Here is a 13,819-nt window from a genome sequence, read left to right on the forward strand (position 1 = left end):
CAGTTGGCCGCCAAATAGACCCTCTCAACATGGGGCACGGATATACGATAGCAAGGTCAAAAGGCGGAACAAATCTTTCGGGCGAAGACAACTATATGGCTCTTATATGGCTCTCGATATGGAGGGCGAAGGTCACTACGTCGGCTAACGTTGTCGATGCCCCCCTGCGGTGCGGCACCCCCTTTAGCGTTCAGCCGCGCTCTGCCTTGCCGGTGACGCGCCAGATCACATCGCCGACATCGTCCGCCACCAACAGGGAGCCGTCCGGGCCGATGGTAACTCCAACTGGCCGTCCATAGGACGACCGCTCGTCAGGCGAAAGGAAACCGGTCAGAATGTCGCGCGGCGGCCCGGCTGGACGTCCATTCACGAACGGCACGAAGACAACCTTGTAGCCGCGCAACGTGCTGCGGTTCCAGGAACCATGCTGCCCGATGACCATGCCGTCCGGGAAGCCCGGCAGAGTGCCTGCGGGAAGCCAGCAAAGGCCGAGCGATGCAGTGTGCCCGCCCAAGGCATAGTCCGGTGTTATGGCGCTTGCGACCATCGCCGGGTCCTGCGGCACCCGGTCGTCCACGATCTGCCCCCAATAACAATAGGGCCATCCATAGAAGCCGCCGTCGCGCACCGATGTCAGATAGTCGGGAGGCGTCTCGTCGCCCAAGCCATCGCGCTCGTTAACCACCGTCCAGAGTGCACCTGTCGTTGGCTCCCACGCCACGCCCACCGGGTTGCGCAGACCGGAGGCAAATATGCGGTGCTCACCACTCTCGAGGTCAAGCTCGTGGATAGCGGCCCGTCCTTCCTCCGCCGCCATGCCGCGCTCGCCTATGTTGCTGAGCGAACCGACGCCGATGAAAAGCTTTCGTCCATCGCGGCTAGCAAGCAGGCTTCGCGTCCAATGCCCACCGGCCTTGAAGTCGGTCAGCTTTCGCCCTGTCGCGCTGATACGCGTGTCGCCGGTTGTATACGGGAACGCAACCACCCCGTCTGTGTTGCCGACATACAAGGTATCGCGCAGCAACGCCATGCCGAACGGCTGATTGAGTCCGTCGAGAAATGCGGTGCGGATTTCGGCCACGCCGTCGCCATCCGCATCACGCAACAGCGTAATGCGGTTCGGACTTGCGCCCACTGCGGCGGCGCGCTTCATTGTGCTGAACATGGCGTAGTCGAAGGCAGATTTAATGCCCCCCGGCTCGCTCAGTGCCTCAGCGACCAGTACGTCGCCATTCGGCAACACGTGAATCCAACGGGGATGTTTGAGCCCGGCCGCGAATGCGTTCACCTTGAGCCCGGCCGCCGCAGTGGGCATTTGCTCCGCGGTCCATCCCTTGGCTGTCGGCATCTTCAGGGTCGGAATGCCCTGCGGCTTGGCTCTCGGGATTTTCGGGGCGCTGCCATAGGCCGGTTCCAGAGAATCGCCGTCCTGGCGCCTCAAAAGGATGGCTACGGCGCCGATCAGTGCGACCAGTCGACCGAAAATATCTGACAGGCCCATGTGCCCTCCTAACGCTGATGCGCACGCTACCCGAAGCGCCTGCGGGTTGGTATCCTCAAACCGCATTGTTTCTGTGGACACTTCGCTGGGTTGAGAGCGCGCTACCTCCGCTTTGCAGGTGGTGACAAAGATGTTGACTGGCTCTGCGTTGGCCACCGCCCGGAGAGGGGCAGACTCAAGTCATCCGGCGCTCACCGCCAAACGACCGGAACGGATCGACAGCGATCACCATGAGCCACCCCCGCTCCGAAGCACGCGGTATCACCTCAAAGCAGCCGCCTGCTTTTGCGGTGGCACGCCACATTTCAACGGGCGATCGCGGTTTTGCCGGTCCCAGTGCAGGATCTGATCAAGAGTGTCGGTCAGTGGTCGATGGCGGAGGCCGTCGCGATGGGCCTTATCGATGTCGACTTGCATGAAGTGGCGGAACGACGGCACGGGTGGTGCCATCAGAGGCATTTCCGTCCAGGCATCTATCCCCGCATTCGCGAGTTTCTCCTCGCTAACCCAAACGAATTCCGCATCGGAAGCTGAGATCCTGACAGCTTCATCAAGAACCGCGGACAGCGGCATTTCCGGCCCGGTAACATTGTAGATCCCCGAACACCCTGAAATTGCAGCGTGAACAGCAAATTCGGCGGCATCACGCGCGTCGATCAACTGGATGGAGCGATTATGCGGAGCCGGAGCGGCGATCACGCCGCCTTCGTCGATCCGCCGCACCCACCAGGTCAAACGATCGGTATAGTCGCCTGCTCCGACAAGTAATCCGACCCGCAAAACGATCGCCCGCTCACCCAGAGAGTCTTGAGCAGAAATCTCGCATGCGCGCTTGAGCGGCCCGTAAGAGGCACCATAGGCAGCCGCGCTGGCGCGCCGGTCCTGCGGGACGCTCCGGGCAAGCGCCAGGTCGGCTCCGCTCGCTGTCGGCACGGGCTCGCGCTCATTCAGGCGAGGCTTCCAGAACGTCCCGTACGCGGAAATGGATGAGATCAGAACGTACCCCCCGAGATCTGCCCCCACGACACCAAGCAGATTCTCTACGGCATCGGGCGAAAAGGCGCAGGTATCGAAGACGAAATCGAAACGCTCATTCCGCAGAGCTTTGAGCGAACCGTAACGATCGCCATGAATTACACGTGTTCCTCCTGGCAAGTCGCGCCTCGTTTCTCCACGCGACAAGATCGTCACCTCATGGCCTGCTCCGGCGGCTGTCTCAGCAATCGCGCCGCCTAAAAAACCAGTTCCTCCAACGACAAGTGTTCTCACAATCAATACCCCAGTTTACCTTGCGTTCGGTTAGCCGGCGTGACAACGATCTCGAGCAATTGAACTGCAGCTTGTATTTCGCTGGTGGCCGTTTCGCATGTCCTGGCGTGAATGACTAATCCCACGCGAAAACTAAAAGGCGCTCCCGTCTTACGCAATGGTGTCAGACCGGGACGTGGAAGTCTCCATTAAGGGGGAAGGCCGTGCTTCGCCTCGCTCCTCGGAACGGACAGGTTGCCCGATGAGCGGTCGTTCCCGTTCCTTTCAAAGCCGCCGTTCGCCCAAGCTATCTCGTCGCTTTCGAGGTCTGCTCTCGATATCGGCTCCAGGGTCGCGACCGGCGAAATGAAGTGGGACTAAAAACGAGCTCGAGTGTCGAAACCACTCGGAGCACCTATATGAACGGTCCTCCGAGAAAAACGGCTGCAATCTGCTGGCCGTTCTGACTGCGTACATCGAACGGAAGAGGCGGAAGGATACCCCCGATGCAGGTACCTTTGTCGGCATTGAGAAGGTGGGAGCGAGACGTGGAACGGATTGGGATGACCGGGCGCGGCGTGCTCGCGTAGATCGACGTCTACTCGTGCTTCTGCTGGCACTCAGAAGAGGAAATGTGCGGAACCCTTTGCACATTACCCTCGGAAGAAGACGTTTTAGGACACGTTTCGTCGCTCGACGGTGAAGTGCGCGCGACGTCTGATGGTAGTGTTCAGGCCATCGCTCATGGGCGCATGTCACGGCATAAGACGCAGGGAGGCACATGTCGCAGGCGGGTGGAGGCCGAGTTTTGGTCGCGGAGCGCAACCCCTTGGTGATTGCCGCTCTTCGTGGACTTTTTTCCGAGAATGCCAGGTTTTCCATCGTCGATACGGCGCGGACATCGGCCGAACTTTGCGAGAAACTTGCCATCATCGAGATCGACTGCGTGCTGCTCAGTTGGCAACTCGACGATGCCGAGGCGCCCGAGGTGCTCGCCGATCTCGGCCGCCTCGGGTTCGACCCCCGGGTCGTTCTCTTTGCCGACACCAGCAATCCTTCAGTCGTCAACGAGACAATCCGCCTCGGTGTCAATGGTCTCTGCTACCAGTTCGAAGATCCTGAAATCCTGTTCGCGACGCTCACCGCCGTAATGCAGGGTCGGATTTGCATCCCCTATACGGTGCTCTCAAAAATCTCGAACACGCCGTTCCAACAGCTCACCTCTCGCGAAACCGAGCTGCTCGGCATGCTGGCCAATGGTTGGACCAACATTCAGATCGCAGCGCGGACAGGCATTTCCGAGAATACAGTGAAATACCACCTCAAAAACCTCTACGACAAGCTCGAAGTGCGCAATCGCGCCATGGCGGTCGCCCTTTACGCCAAGGAGCGCCGGCGCAATCCGGAATGACTACCTGCGGGTAGTCTTTTCCCTACCCACCCCTTCCAAGTGACCACCCGTCAGGGCCGCTCCGCGCTGCCCGTCGGGCATTCTTTTCCGCCTGAGCGAGTGTTGTGCGGGCATGAGCCGAAAGGCAGCATTGGTGCCGAGGAAACGCCGTCCACGGACGCAGCCATTGGAGGAACGATGTCAGGCTACAATCATCTCTTCATTCCCGGCCCCACCAACATTCCCGAACAGGTTCGCCAGGCGATGAACCTGCCGATGGAGGACATGCGCTCCCCTCGATATCCGGAGTTGACATTGCCACTCTTCGCCGACGTCAAGAAGGTTTTCAAGAACCACAGCGGCCGCGTCTTCATCTATCCTTCATCAGGCACTGGCGCCTGGGAAGCGGCGATGACCAACGTGCTCTCGCCCGGCGATCGCGTGCTGATGAGCCGCTTCGGCCAGTTCTCGCATCTCTGGGTCGATATGGCTCAGCGCCTCGGCTTCGAGGTCGATTGCATCGACAGGGAATGGGGCACGGGTGTGCCGGTCGAGCTCTATGCCGAGCGCCTCGCCGCCGACAAGGCACACAAGATCAAGGCTGTCTTCGTGACGCACAACGAAACCGCGACTGGCGTCACCTCGGACGTGGCCGCCGTCCGGGCAGCGCTCGACGCCTGCGGCCACCCGGCGCTGCTCTTCGTCGATGGCGTCTCCTCGATCGGCTCGATCGACTTTCGCCAGGACGAATGGGGCGTCGATTGCGCCGTTTCCGGTTCGCAGAAAGGCTTCATGCTGCCCGCCGGCCTCGGCTTCCTCTCGGTCAGCGCGAAGGCGCTCGAAGCGGCCAGGACCGCGCGTCATATGCGCTGCTATTTCTCGTTTGACGATATGATCAAGACCAACGACGCGGGCTATTTCCCCTATACGCCGCCGACGCAGCTGCTGCGGGGTTTGCGCGCCTCTCTCGACCTGATCTTCGAAGAAGGCCTCGAGAATATCTTCGCCCGCCACCATCATCTTGCGAACGGCGTCCGCGCCGCCGTCTCCGCCTGGGACCTGCAACTCTGCGCGACCGAGCCGAAATGGCATTCCGACACTGTGTCCGCGATCCGGCTCCCCGAAGGCGTGGATGGCGTGGAAGTGATCCGTCACGCCTACCGCACCTACAACACCTCGCTCGGCAGCGGGCTCAGCAAGGTGGCGGGCAAGATCTTCCGCATCGGCCACCTCGGCTCGCTGAACGAAGTCATGGTTCTGGGTGCGCTTTCGGCCGCTGAACTCACGCTGCTCGATTGCGGTGTGAAGATCGAGCCGGGCTCGGGCGTGGGCGCGGCGATCAAGCAGTTTCGCTCTGCTGCCACGGCGTCGACCGCCAAGGCAGCCTGAAGAGACCGGAAGGGGAGAACTCCATGAGCCACACGATAAACCATCTCCGCCGGCTGCGCCTGCAGCGCAGCGAACTCGCCGTCCCGGGCTCCAATCCCGAGATGATCGAGAAGGCCGCCAACTCCGACGCCGACTACGTCTTCCTCGACATCGAGGATGCCGTGGCGCCGCCGGACAAGGAGCGCGCTCGCGCCAACATCGTCGCTGCCCTCAATCAGATCGACTGGCGCGGCCGCGGCAAGACGATCTCGGTCCGCATCAACGGCCTCGACACACACTACATGTATCGTGACGTCGTCGACCTCATGGAGCAGGCCGGCGACCGGATCGACACGCTGCTCGTGCCGAAGGTCGGCGTGCCCTCCGACCTCTACATGGTCGAGGCCATGGTCAACCAGATCGAGATCGCCAAGGGCTACAAGACCCGCGTCGGCCTCGAGGCGCTGATCGAGACGGCTCTCGGCATGGCCAATGTCGAGGCCATCGCATCCTTCGGCGGGCGGCTCGAAGCGCTGCATTTCGGCGTTGCTGACTATGCCGCGAGCCTCAAGGCCCGCACCGTCAATATCGGTGGCCTCAACCCCGACTATCCCGGCGACCAGTGGCATTTCGGCCTGTCGCGCATGACCGTCGCCTGCCGCGCCTATGGCCTGCGCGCGATCGACGGACCCTTCGGCGACTTCTCCGATCCCGACGGCTACACGGCGGCTGCGCGCCGTGCCGCGGCGCTCGGCATCGAAGGCAAGTGGGCGATCCATCCGAGCCAGATCGCGCTCGCCAACGACATCTTCTCGCCGCCGGAGAAGGAGGTCGACCGCGCTCGCCGTATCATCGAGGCGCTGAAGCTCGCCGAGAGTCAGGGCAAGGGCGCAGCCTCGCTCGACGGCAAGATGATCGACGCTGCGTCCGAGCGGATGGCCCGCAATGTGCTCGCCACCCATGAAGCAATCATCGCTAGCCGCCGCTGAAGGAGGATCCCATGGACATTCACGAATACCAGGCCAAGGAACTTCTCTCCCGCTACGAGATCGATATCCCGCGCGGCGGTCTCGCCTATAGTCCCGAGCAGGCAGCTTATCGTGCCCGGGAGATCGGCGGCGACCGATGGGTGGTCAAGGCGCAGATCCATTCTGGTGCGCGCGGCAAGGCGGGCGGCATCAAGCTCTGCTCGTCCGACCACGAGATCGTCGAGGCGGCCGACTCCATGCTCGGCCGCACACTCGTGACGCACCAGACCGGGCCGCAGGGAAAACTGGTCAGCCGTCTCTATATCGAAGAGGCGATGGATATCGCGCGCGAGATCTATGTCGGCTTCGTGCTCGACCGCAAATCCGAGCGCATCATGATCGTCGCCTCGTCCTCGGGCGGCATGGAGATCGAGGAGATCGCCGAGGCCGAGCCGGATTCGATCATCCGCGCGACCGTCGATCCGGGCGTCGGCATGCAGGACTTCCAGGCCCGCGAGATCGCCTTCGGGCTCGGCATCGACAATGCCCTGATCGGCCGCGCCACCCAGACCCTGCTCGGCTGCTACCGCGCCTTCGTCGACTACGACGCCTCGATGCTCGAGATCAACCCGTTGGTGGTGACCCGCCGGGGTGACCTCGTGGCCCTCGACGCCAAGATGAGCTTCGACGAGAACGCGCTCTTCCGCCGGCCGCATATCTCCGAGATGCGCGACAAGAGCCAGGAGGATCCGCGCGAGACATACGCATCCGATCGCGGCCTCTCCTATGTCGGCCTCGACGGCAATATCGGCTGCATCATCAACGGGGCGGGCCTCGCCATGGCCACCATGGACATGATCAAGATCGCCGGCGGCGAGCCCGCGAACTTTCTCGACATCGGCGGCGGCGCCTCGCCGGATCGCGTGGCGAAATCCTTCCGCGCCGTACTCACGGACAAGAACGTGGAGACGATCCTCGTCAACATCTTCGCCGGCATCAACCGCTGCGATTGGGTGGCGGAAGGCGTGATCAAGGCATTGCGCGAAGTCGGCGTGCCGGTTCCGCTCGTCGTCCGCCTCTCCGGCACCAACATGGAAGAGGGCCGGCGCATCCTCGCCGAATCCGGCGAGAACATCATTGTGGCGGAAACACTGGCCGAAGCTGCCGAGAAGGCAGTCGTCGCATGGCGTTCGTTCACCGCCGGCAAGGCAGCTTAAAGAGGCGAGACATGTCCATTCTGCTCGACAAGAACACCAGCGTCATCGTCCAGGGCTTCACCGGCAAGATCGGCAGCTTCCACGCCGAGGACATGAAGCGCTACGGCACCAACGTGGTCGGCGGCGTCACCCCCGGCAAGGGCGGCCAGACCCACCTCGGCATGCCGGTCTTCAACACGGTGAAGGGCGCCGTGCAGGAAACCGGTGCGGAGGCCTCGATCATCTTCGTGCCGCCGCCCTTTGCGGCCGACTCGATCATGGAAGCGGCGGATGCCGGCATCCGGCTCTGCGTCTGCATCACCGACGGAATTCCCTCCCAGGACATGATCAGGGTCAAGCGATACATGCGGCGCTACCGCTTCGAGGACCGCATGACGCTCATCGGCCCGAACTGCGCCGGCATGATCACGCCCGGCCAAGCCATGATGGGCATCATGCCCGGCTCCATCTATCTGCCCGGCCGCATCGGCATCGTCGGCCGCTCCGGCACGCTCGGCTATGAGGCCGCGAGCCAGATGAAGGCGCTCGGCATCGGCGTGTCGACCTCGGTCGGCATCGGCGGCGACCCGGTCAACGGTTCGTCCTTTAAGGACATGCTGGAGCTGTTCGAAAAGGACCCGGATACCGATGCGGTTTTGATGATCGGTGAGATCGGCGGCCCGCAGGAGGCGGAAGCCGCGCTCTGGGCGCGCGACTACATGAAGAAGCCGCTGATCGCCTATATCGCAGGCCTCTCGGCGCCGAAGGGCCGCCGCATGGGCCATGCCGGCGCGATCATCTCCGCCTTCGGCGAATCGGCGCAGGAAAAGGTCGAAATCCTCAAGAGTGCGGGTGTCGCGATCGTTCCGACTCCGTCGTCCTTCGGCGACACGGTGGCAGTCGTGCTGTCCGCAATGGGCAAGGCTGCCTGAATGGGAAAGCCCGTCGGCAGCGCGACAAAAACAGACGCGGACAGCCATGGGGGATGAAGGTGGTCGAGAATATCACCGCCTTTGTCGACGGCCGCGATCCGCCGGACAGGGTCTCATGAGTGGATGGGCTGCGCGGTAGCACCGGGCCGCCGAGGGATTTACTAGGAGGAGGAAAAAAATGCAGCAATCACGACCTAGTCGGATCGATCCGGCCGTATTCTGGCCGGCCATGTTCATCATCCTGGGCTTCGTCGGTTGGGGGACGGTGTTTCCTGAAAGCCTGTCCTCGATTTCCAAGGTGGTTCTCAACAGCATCATCGACGGCTTCGGCTGGGGCTTCGTCGTTTCTTCGGCCGGCTTTCTGATCTTCGCACTCTTCCTGGCCTTGAGCCGCTTCGGCAAGATCCGGCTCGGACAGGATGACGAGCGGCCGGAGTTCCGCACCGCCTCGTGGATCTGCATGATGTTCAGCGTCGGCATGGGCATCGGCCTGATGTTCTGGGGCGTCGCCGAACCCATCTACCATTTCGACAGCCCGCCGCATGGGCAGGCCGCGCCGAGGAGCCTCGAAGCGGCCCTCGTCGCGATGAAGTATTCCTACTTCCACTGGGCGCTTCACCCCTGGGCCATCTACGCGGTGGTTGGCCTCGCTATCGCCTATTTCACCTTCCGCAAGGGAAAGTCGAACCTGATTTCCGCTGCCTTCACGCCGATCCTCGGCGAGGCCGCAAGCGGACCAATCGGCAAGGCGATCGACGTGCTTGCGCTCATCGCGACACTGTTCGGAACCGCTACCTCGCTCGGCCTCGGCGCGCAGCAGATCAACAGCGGCATGAACTTCCTCTGGGGCACGGGCGTTTCCAACGGCATCGCGCTGTCCATCATCGGCGTCATGACGGTGCTGTTCATTCTTTCGGCGGTATCGGGCGTGGGCAAGGGGATCCAGTTCCTCTCCAACATGAACATGATCATCGCGATGGTACTGCTGGCATTCCTGGTGTGCATCGGACCGACGATCTTCATCTTCAACACCTTCACGGAATCGCTGGGCTTTTATCTGAGCGATTTGGTGACCATGTCGTTCCGCACGGCTGCCTTCAGTGACGGCAAGTGGCTCGGCAGCTGGACCATCTTCTACTGGGCCTGGTGGGTCTCCTGGGCGCCCTTCGTCGGCGTGTTCATCGCCCGCATCTCGCGCGGTCGCACGATCGGCGAGTTTATCATCGGCGTGCTGCTGATCCCGAGCGGCGTCACCTTCATCTGGTTCACGATTATGGGTGGCACTGCGCTCCATTCCGAACTCTTCGGCGCCGGCGGCATCGTCGATGCGGTCAACAACCAGGGCGCGGCAGTCTCGCTCTTTGCGCTTCTGGCGCAGTATCCCTTCGCCTGGCTGACATCGTTGATCGCCATCTTTCTGGTCGCGATCTTCTTCATCTCGGGCGCGGACGCAGGCTCGGTCGTGATGGGAATGCTTTCATCACGCGGGGCACTGGATCCAAAGCCCGGCGTTGTCGTCCTTTGGGGCGTGCTTGCCGGTGCTTCGGCCGCGGTGCTTCTCGTCATGGGCGGGCTCCAGGGCCTTCAGACCGCGTCGATCATCGCGGCTGCACCGTTCCTGCTGGTGATGGTCGGGCTTTGCGTTTCGCTATGGCATGCCCTTCTCGATGAGCTCGAAGAAGGAAGGGAGCATCGACCGGTGACAGCGTCCGCTGCGCCGGAAACGGAAAATGTCGAGGCTGCCGGGCTTGTGCCAGACGCAGTGTCGATCTGAGATCTTTCGACTGCACGGTCGGCCACGGGACCGACCGTGCAGAAGTGGACTCCAACTGTTGCGCCAAAGAACCGCCGGTGACAGTGCCTGTCGCCGCCGGTTTTTTGTCAGGCCCGTTGCTACGAAGACGCGCTGCTTCTTTCGCATTGTCGCATTGTCCTTCGGCCCCTCGAGCGTAACGATGACGTTGTACTTGCCCTGAGCGAAAAGATCGGCGTCGATGGCGCCGAAGATCGTCAGGTTGGCGCAGCGAAGATCGGAGGTGATGGGGATTTCGTCCGCCGAAATGCCTATGGCTGTTTCTCGGTGAATCGAAGGTGTCCCGCTCCAGAGGCTGTGCCGCTGCCGGTCCGGCGACCGCCAGAGCAAGGCCCATTGCCACCGAGTACTGCCGCGCTGCGGTGAGATGTTGGCGCGTCATGGAAGGACCGTTTCGCGCGCAATCGAGCCATTCATCAGTCGTAACCATAACGACCGCAACGGATCGGATCGTGATTTTCCCGACCTCTTGTATCAAAGTCCGATTCAGGCGCGGAGAGAGGCAGTCGCCACGCAGCCGGACCTTCGACCTGGTCGCGTCCCAAGCGCCGTCCCGCTTAGGCCGCCATATTGAACAAAACACTGCCCGGCTGGTTATACGATTGCGCCGTGCGCCTTTCGAGCGCGTGACGTCCGCTGCTTGTTCCCCGTCCAGATCGCCGCCATATTCCGGAACAGGCAGCAAACAGATTGCGAAGAGAAAGACGATGGAATTCGTCGATGCGCTCAACGCTGCCGCATCATGGCTCCAAACGTTCGTGCTCAACGAGTGGACGCTCTATCAGTTTGCGCTGATCGTCGTCGGCTATTTCGTTTCCGGCCTGCTTGCAAAGCGGATAGAGCCGGCCCTGGAGGCTCGCGCGCGAACGATCAAGGGAAATCCGGATCTACTGCGCGTCATCATCGCCTTCATGCGGCGGCTGCAGTGGCTGTTCCTGATCGTCTGGTTATGGGTCGCCGATGTCGTCCTGTCGCGATATGGGTGGCCGTCCTATCGCTGGCTGGTGGGCACGGTGCTGACCCTCGTCGCCGCCTGGTTCATCATCGCGGTGCTGACCCGCATCATCCGGAACCAGGTGCTGGCGCGTGTCGTTGCCGTGGTCGGCTGGCTCTACTTCGCCCTTTACGCGCTCGGCATGGATCGCCCGGTGCTGACGGCGCTCGACAGCGTCGCCCTCAACCTCGGGGCCGTTCGCCTCTCGATGCTGCTCGTCCTGAAGGCCGTCATCCTTTCCGCCGCGATGATCTGGCTGGCCGTCCTCTTCGGCAACATGTCCTCGAACTGGATCCAGAAATCCGCCGACCTGACGCCGTCCTTCAAGGTGCTGATCAGCAAGCTGATCAAGATCGGGCTCATCGTCCTTGCCGGCACGCTTGCGCTGTCGGCCACGGGCATCGACCTGACTGCGCTCACCGTCTTTTCGGGCGCCGTCGGCGTCGGCATCGGCTTCGGCCTGCAGAAGGTGGTCTCGAACTTCATCTCCGGGATCATCATCCTGCTCGACAAGTCCATCAAACCGGGCGACACGATCACGCTCGGGGAAACCTTCGGCTCGATCCGCGACCTGCGCTCCCGCTTCGTCTCGGTCATCACCAGGGACGGCAAGGAATACCTCATCCCGAACGAGGACTTCATTTCCAAGCAGGTGGTGAACTGGTCGTTTTCCAGCGACTATGTCCGCATCGACGTCGCCTTCGGAACCTCCCCGAGGAGCGATCCGCACGAGGTGGTCCGCCTTGCGATCGAAACCGCCAAGGCCATTCCGCGGGTCGCCAGCGCCTACGCGGAACCGGTCTGCTGGATGACGGGTTTCGGCGGATCGTCGCTCGATTTCAAGCTCAGATTCTGGATTTCCGATCCGAGCAACGGGCTGACGAATATACGCGGCCAGGTGCTTATCGCGCTATGGGACGCGTTCGAGACGGCCGGTATTTCGACGCCCGACCCGCGTGAAATCATAATGAGGACACCGGCCGAGGTTACCGGCGCAGAAGAGCCGCCAAGTCGCGAAACAGCCGCTCGTCCTCGCACTGTGCCACGTTGAAGCGCAGGAAACTGCCGGCGTTTTGCGCGTGGCTGAAGACATTGCCTGGGGCAAGAACGATGTTGCTCGCGAGCGCCCGTCTCGCAAGTTCCGCCGCTTCGCTGCCGTCCGGCAGCCGGCACCAGACGAACATGCCCGCCTGCGGCTCGATCCAGGGCACAAGTCCGATCTCGCGGAGCCGGGCGATGGTCTCGGCCATCGCCCGCGACAATCGTTGGCGCACCGTCTCCATGTGCTTGCGATAACTGCCGTCCTTCAAGAGCGTCAGCACGAGTTCCGCGGAAAATCCGGCACCGCCAAAACTCGTGGCGATCTTGAGGTCGGTCAGCGGCTCGATCCAGTCGCGCGGCGCCACGATGAAGCCGCAGCGCACCGCCGCCGACAGCGACTTCGAGAAGCTGCCGATATGCACGACCCGCTCGAGGCCGTCGAAGGCGGCGAGCCGAGGCGCCGGCGCCTCTTCGAAATCGGCGAAGATGTCGTCCTCGACGATCGTCAATCCCGACTGATCGGCGAGCTTCAGCAGGCGGTGGGCGACGAGCGGCGAGAGCGTCGCGCCAGTCGGATTGTGGAGGGCGGAATTGGTGATATAGAGGCGCGGCCGATGCTCCCGGAGCGCCTCGGCGAAGCGCTCGATGTCGGGCCCGGTCGGCCTGTAGGGGATGCCGACGATCCTTGCCTGATGCGCCCGCAGCAGCGCGTGGAAATTGAAGTAGCACGGATCGTCGACGAGAACCGCCTCGCCCGGCTCCACGAGAAAGCGGCAGAGCAAGTCGATCGCCTGGGTGCCGGATTCCGTCAGCATGATCTGGTCCGGCGATGCCTCGATGCCGTGTTGCGCCAGACGACGCGTGAGAAGCTGGCGGAGCGGCAACAGTCCCAATGGCGGGCCGTATTCGACAAGCGTCGAGGCACTCGCCCGCGCGATCGCGCGCAAAGCGCGCCGCAATCCCTCGTCCGGCATCCACGGGGCCGGCAGCCAGCCGCAGCCGGGCTTCAGGACATTGCCGTCGGCTTCGAGCGCCTGCCGCGATATCCACAAGGGATCGACTTCGCGCTCGACCCGTGGGCCGATTTCGGCGAGCGACAAGGGCGCGAGCGGCGCGGCGACGAAGAAGCCGGATCCCGGCCGCGAGCGGATCAGCCCCTCCGCCGCGAGCCGCTCATAGGCTTCCACCACCGTTGACTTCGAAACCTTCAGGCTCGTCGCGAAGGCACGGATCGACGGCAGCCTGGCGCCGGGCGTGAGGCTGCGCCCGGCGATCCGGTTGCTGACCGTCGCCATCACCTTGGCGATCAGCGTCTCTCCGTCTGCATCTGCGGTCTGCGGTCTCATCCGTACCGGCTCCACTACCATG

The 13,819-nt window shown here is 62.6% G+C and carries 10 protein-coding genes and 1 pseudogene; 7 read left to right on the top strand and 4 right to left on the bottom strand.

Annotated features, from left to right (window positions below; genetic code table 11):
• Positions 1-190 precede the first annotated feature (190 nt).
• Together CO676_RS23555 and CO676_RS23560 are read right to left on the bottom strand one after the other, a co-directional pair.
• Entirely contained in the window at positions 191-1,501 is a 1,311-nt protein-coding gene (locus tag CO676_RS23555; RefSeq protein WP_097522856.1) for a sorbosone dehydrogenase family protein, read from the bottom strand.
• 261 nt (positions 1,502-1,762) lie between these two features.
• Positions 1,763-2,770: an NAD-dependent epimerase/dehydratase family protein gene (locus CO676_RS23560; RefSeq protein ID WP_097522933.1), complete on the bottom strand. Its 1,008-nt coding sequence runs from the start codon at positions 2,768-2,770 to the stop codon at positions 1,763-1,765.
• A 760-nt stretch (positions 2,771-3,530) separates the two neighbouring features.
• On the opposite strand from CO676_RS23560, the gene CO676_RS23565 reads away from it, so the two are divergent.
• From CO676_RS23565 to CO676_RS23590, 6 genes are all read left to right on the top strand, one after another.
• A complete protein-coding gene (locus CO676_RS23565) occupies positions 3,531-4,160 on the top strand; it encodes a response regulator transcription factor (protein ID WP_097522857.1) in 630 nt (209 codons plus the stop codon).
• Between the two features lie 177 nt (positions 4,161-4,337).
• Positions 4,338-5,528 (top strand): aminotransferase class V-fold PLP-dependent enzyme, encoded by a 1,191-nt coding sequence (locus CO676_RS23570; protein WP_097522858.1) that lies wholly within the window; start codon positions 4,338-4,340, stop codon positions 5,526-5,528.
• A 23-nt stretch (positions 5,529-5,551) separates the two neighbouring features.
• A complete protein-coding gene (locus CO676_RS23575; RefSeq protein ID WP_014762955.1) occupies positions 5,552-6,496 on the top strand; it encodes a CoA ester lyase in 945 nt (314 codons plus the stop codon).
• An 11-nt stretch (positions 6,497-6,507) separates the two neighbouring features.
• Complete coding sequence (locus CO676_RS23580) at positions 6,508-7,692, top strand: malate--CoA ligase subunit beta (RefSeq protein WP_097522859.1); 1,185 nt, start codon at positions 6,508-6,510, stop codon at positions 7,690-7,692.
• An 11-nt stretch (positions 7,693-7,703) separates the two neighbouring features.
• Complete coding sequence (gene sucD, locus CO676_RS23585) at positions 7,704-8,603, top strand: succinate--CoA ligase subunit alpha (protein ID WP_014762953.1); 900 nt, start codon at positions 7,704-7,706, stop codon at positions 8,601-8,603.
• Between the two features lie 178 nt (positions 8,604-8,781).
• Entirely contained in the window at positions 8,782-10,377 is a 1,596-nt protein-coding gene (locus CO676_RS23590; RefSeq protein WP_097522860.1) for a BCCT family transporter, read from the top strand.
• 123 nt (positions 10,378-10,500) lie between these two features.
• Here the strand turns inward: CO676_RS23590 and CO676_RS23595 are convergent.
• A pseudogene (locus CO676_RS23595) lies at positions 10,501-10,753 on the bottom strand (TIGR02186 family protein); the annotation flags it as partial.
• Positions 10,754-11,123: 370 nt separating this feature from the next.
• On the opposite strand from CO676_RS23595, the gene CO676_RS23600 reads away from it, so the two are divergent.
• Positions 11,124-12,461, top strand: coding sequence for a mechanosensitive ion channel domain-containing protein (locus CO676_RS23600; protein ID WP_014762950.1), 1,338 nt, complete (start codon positions 11,124-11,126; stop codon positions 12,459-12,461).
• Here CO676_RS23600 and CO676_RS23605 read toward each other — a convergent pair.
• Positions 12,397-13,818: a PLP-dependent aminotransferase family protein gene (locus CO676_RS23605; protein ID WP_097522861.1), complete on the bottom strand. Its 1,422-nt coding sequence runs from the start codon at positions 13,816-13,818 to the stop codon at positions 12,397-12,399. The genes CO676_RS23600 and CO676_RS23605 overlap by 65 nt on opposite strands.
• Between the last annotated feature and the right edge of the window lies 1 nt (position 13,819).

It is taken from the genome of Sinorhizobium sp. BJ1, assembly GCF_002531555.1.
Lineage (GTDB): Bacteria > Pseudomonadota > Alphaproteobacteria > Rhizobiales > Rhizobiaceae > Sinorhizobium > Sinorhizobium fredii_B.

Bases quoted from the DNA above. Each gene is read 5' to 3' on its own strand.
- sucD (WP_014762953.1), top strand. From the start codon at position 7,704: ATGTCCATTCTGCTCGACAAGAACACCAGCGTCATCGTCCAGGGCTTC.
- CO676_RS23555 (WP_097522856.1), bottom strand. From the start codon at position 1,501: ATGGGCCTGTCAGATATTTTCGGTCGACTGGTCGCACTGATCGGCGCC.
- CO676_RS23565 (WP_097522857.1), top strand. From the start codon at position 3,531: ATGTCGCAGGCGGGTGGAGGCCGAGTTTTGGTCGCGGAGCGCAACCCC.
- CO676_RS23590 (WP_097522860.1), top strand. From the start codon at position 8,782: ATGCAGCAATCACGACCTAGTCGGATCGATCCGGCCGTATTCTGGCCG.
- CO676_RS23575 (WP_014762955.1), top strand. From the start codon at position 5,552: ATGAGCCACACGATAAACCATCTCCGCCGGCTGCGCCTGCAGCGCAGC.
- CO676_RS23605 (WP_097522861.1), bottom strand. From the start codon at position 13,818: ATGGTAGTGGAGCCGGTACGGATGAGACCGCAGACCGCAGATGCAGAC.
- CO676_RS23570 (WP_097522858.1), top strand. From the start codon at position 4,338: ATGTCAGGCTACAATCATCTCTTCATTCCCGGCCCCACCAACATTCCC.
- CO676_RS23600 (WP_014762950.1), top strand. From the start codon at position 11,124: ATGGAATTCGTCGATGCGCTCAACGCTGCCGCATCATGGCTCCAAACG.
- CO676_RS23580 (WP_097522859.1), top strand. From the start codon at position 6,508: ATGGACATTCACGAATACCAGGCCAAGGAACTTCTCTCCCGCTACGAG.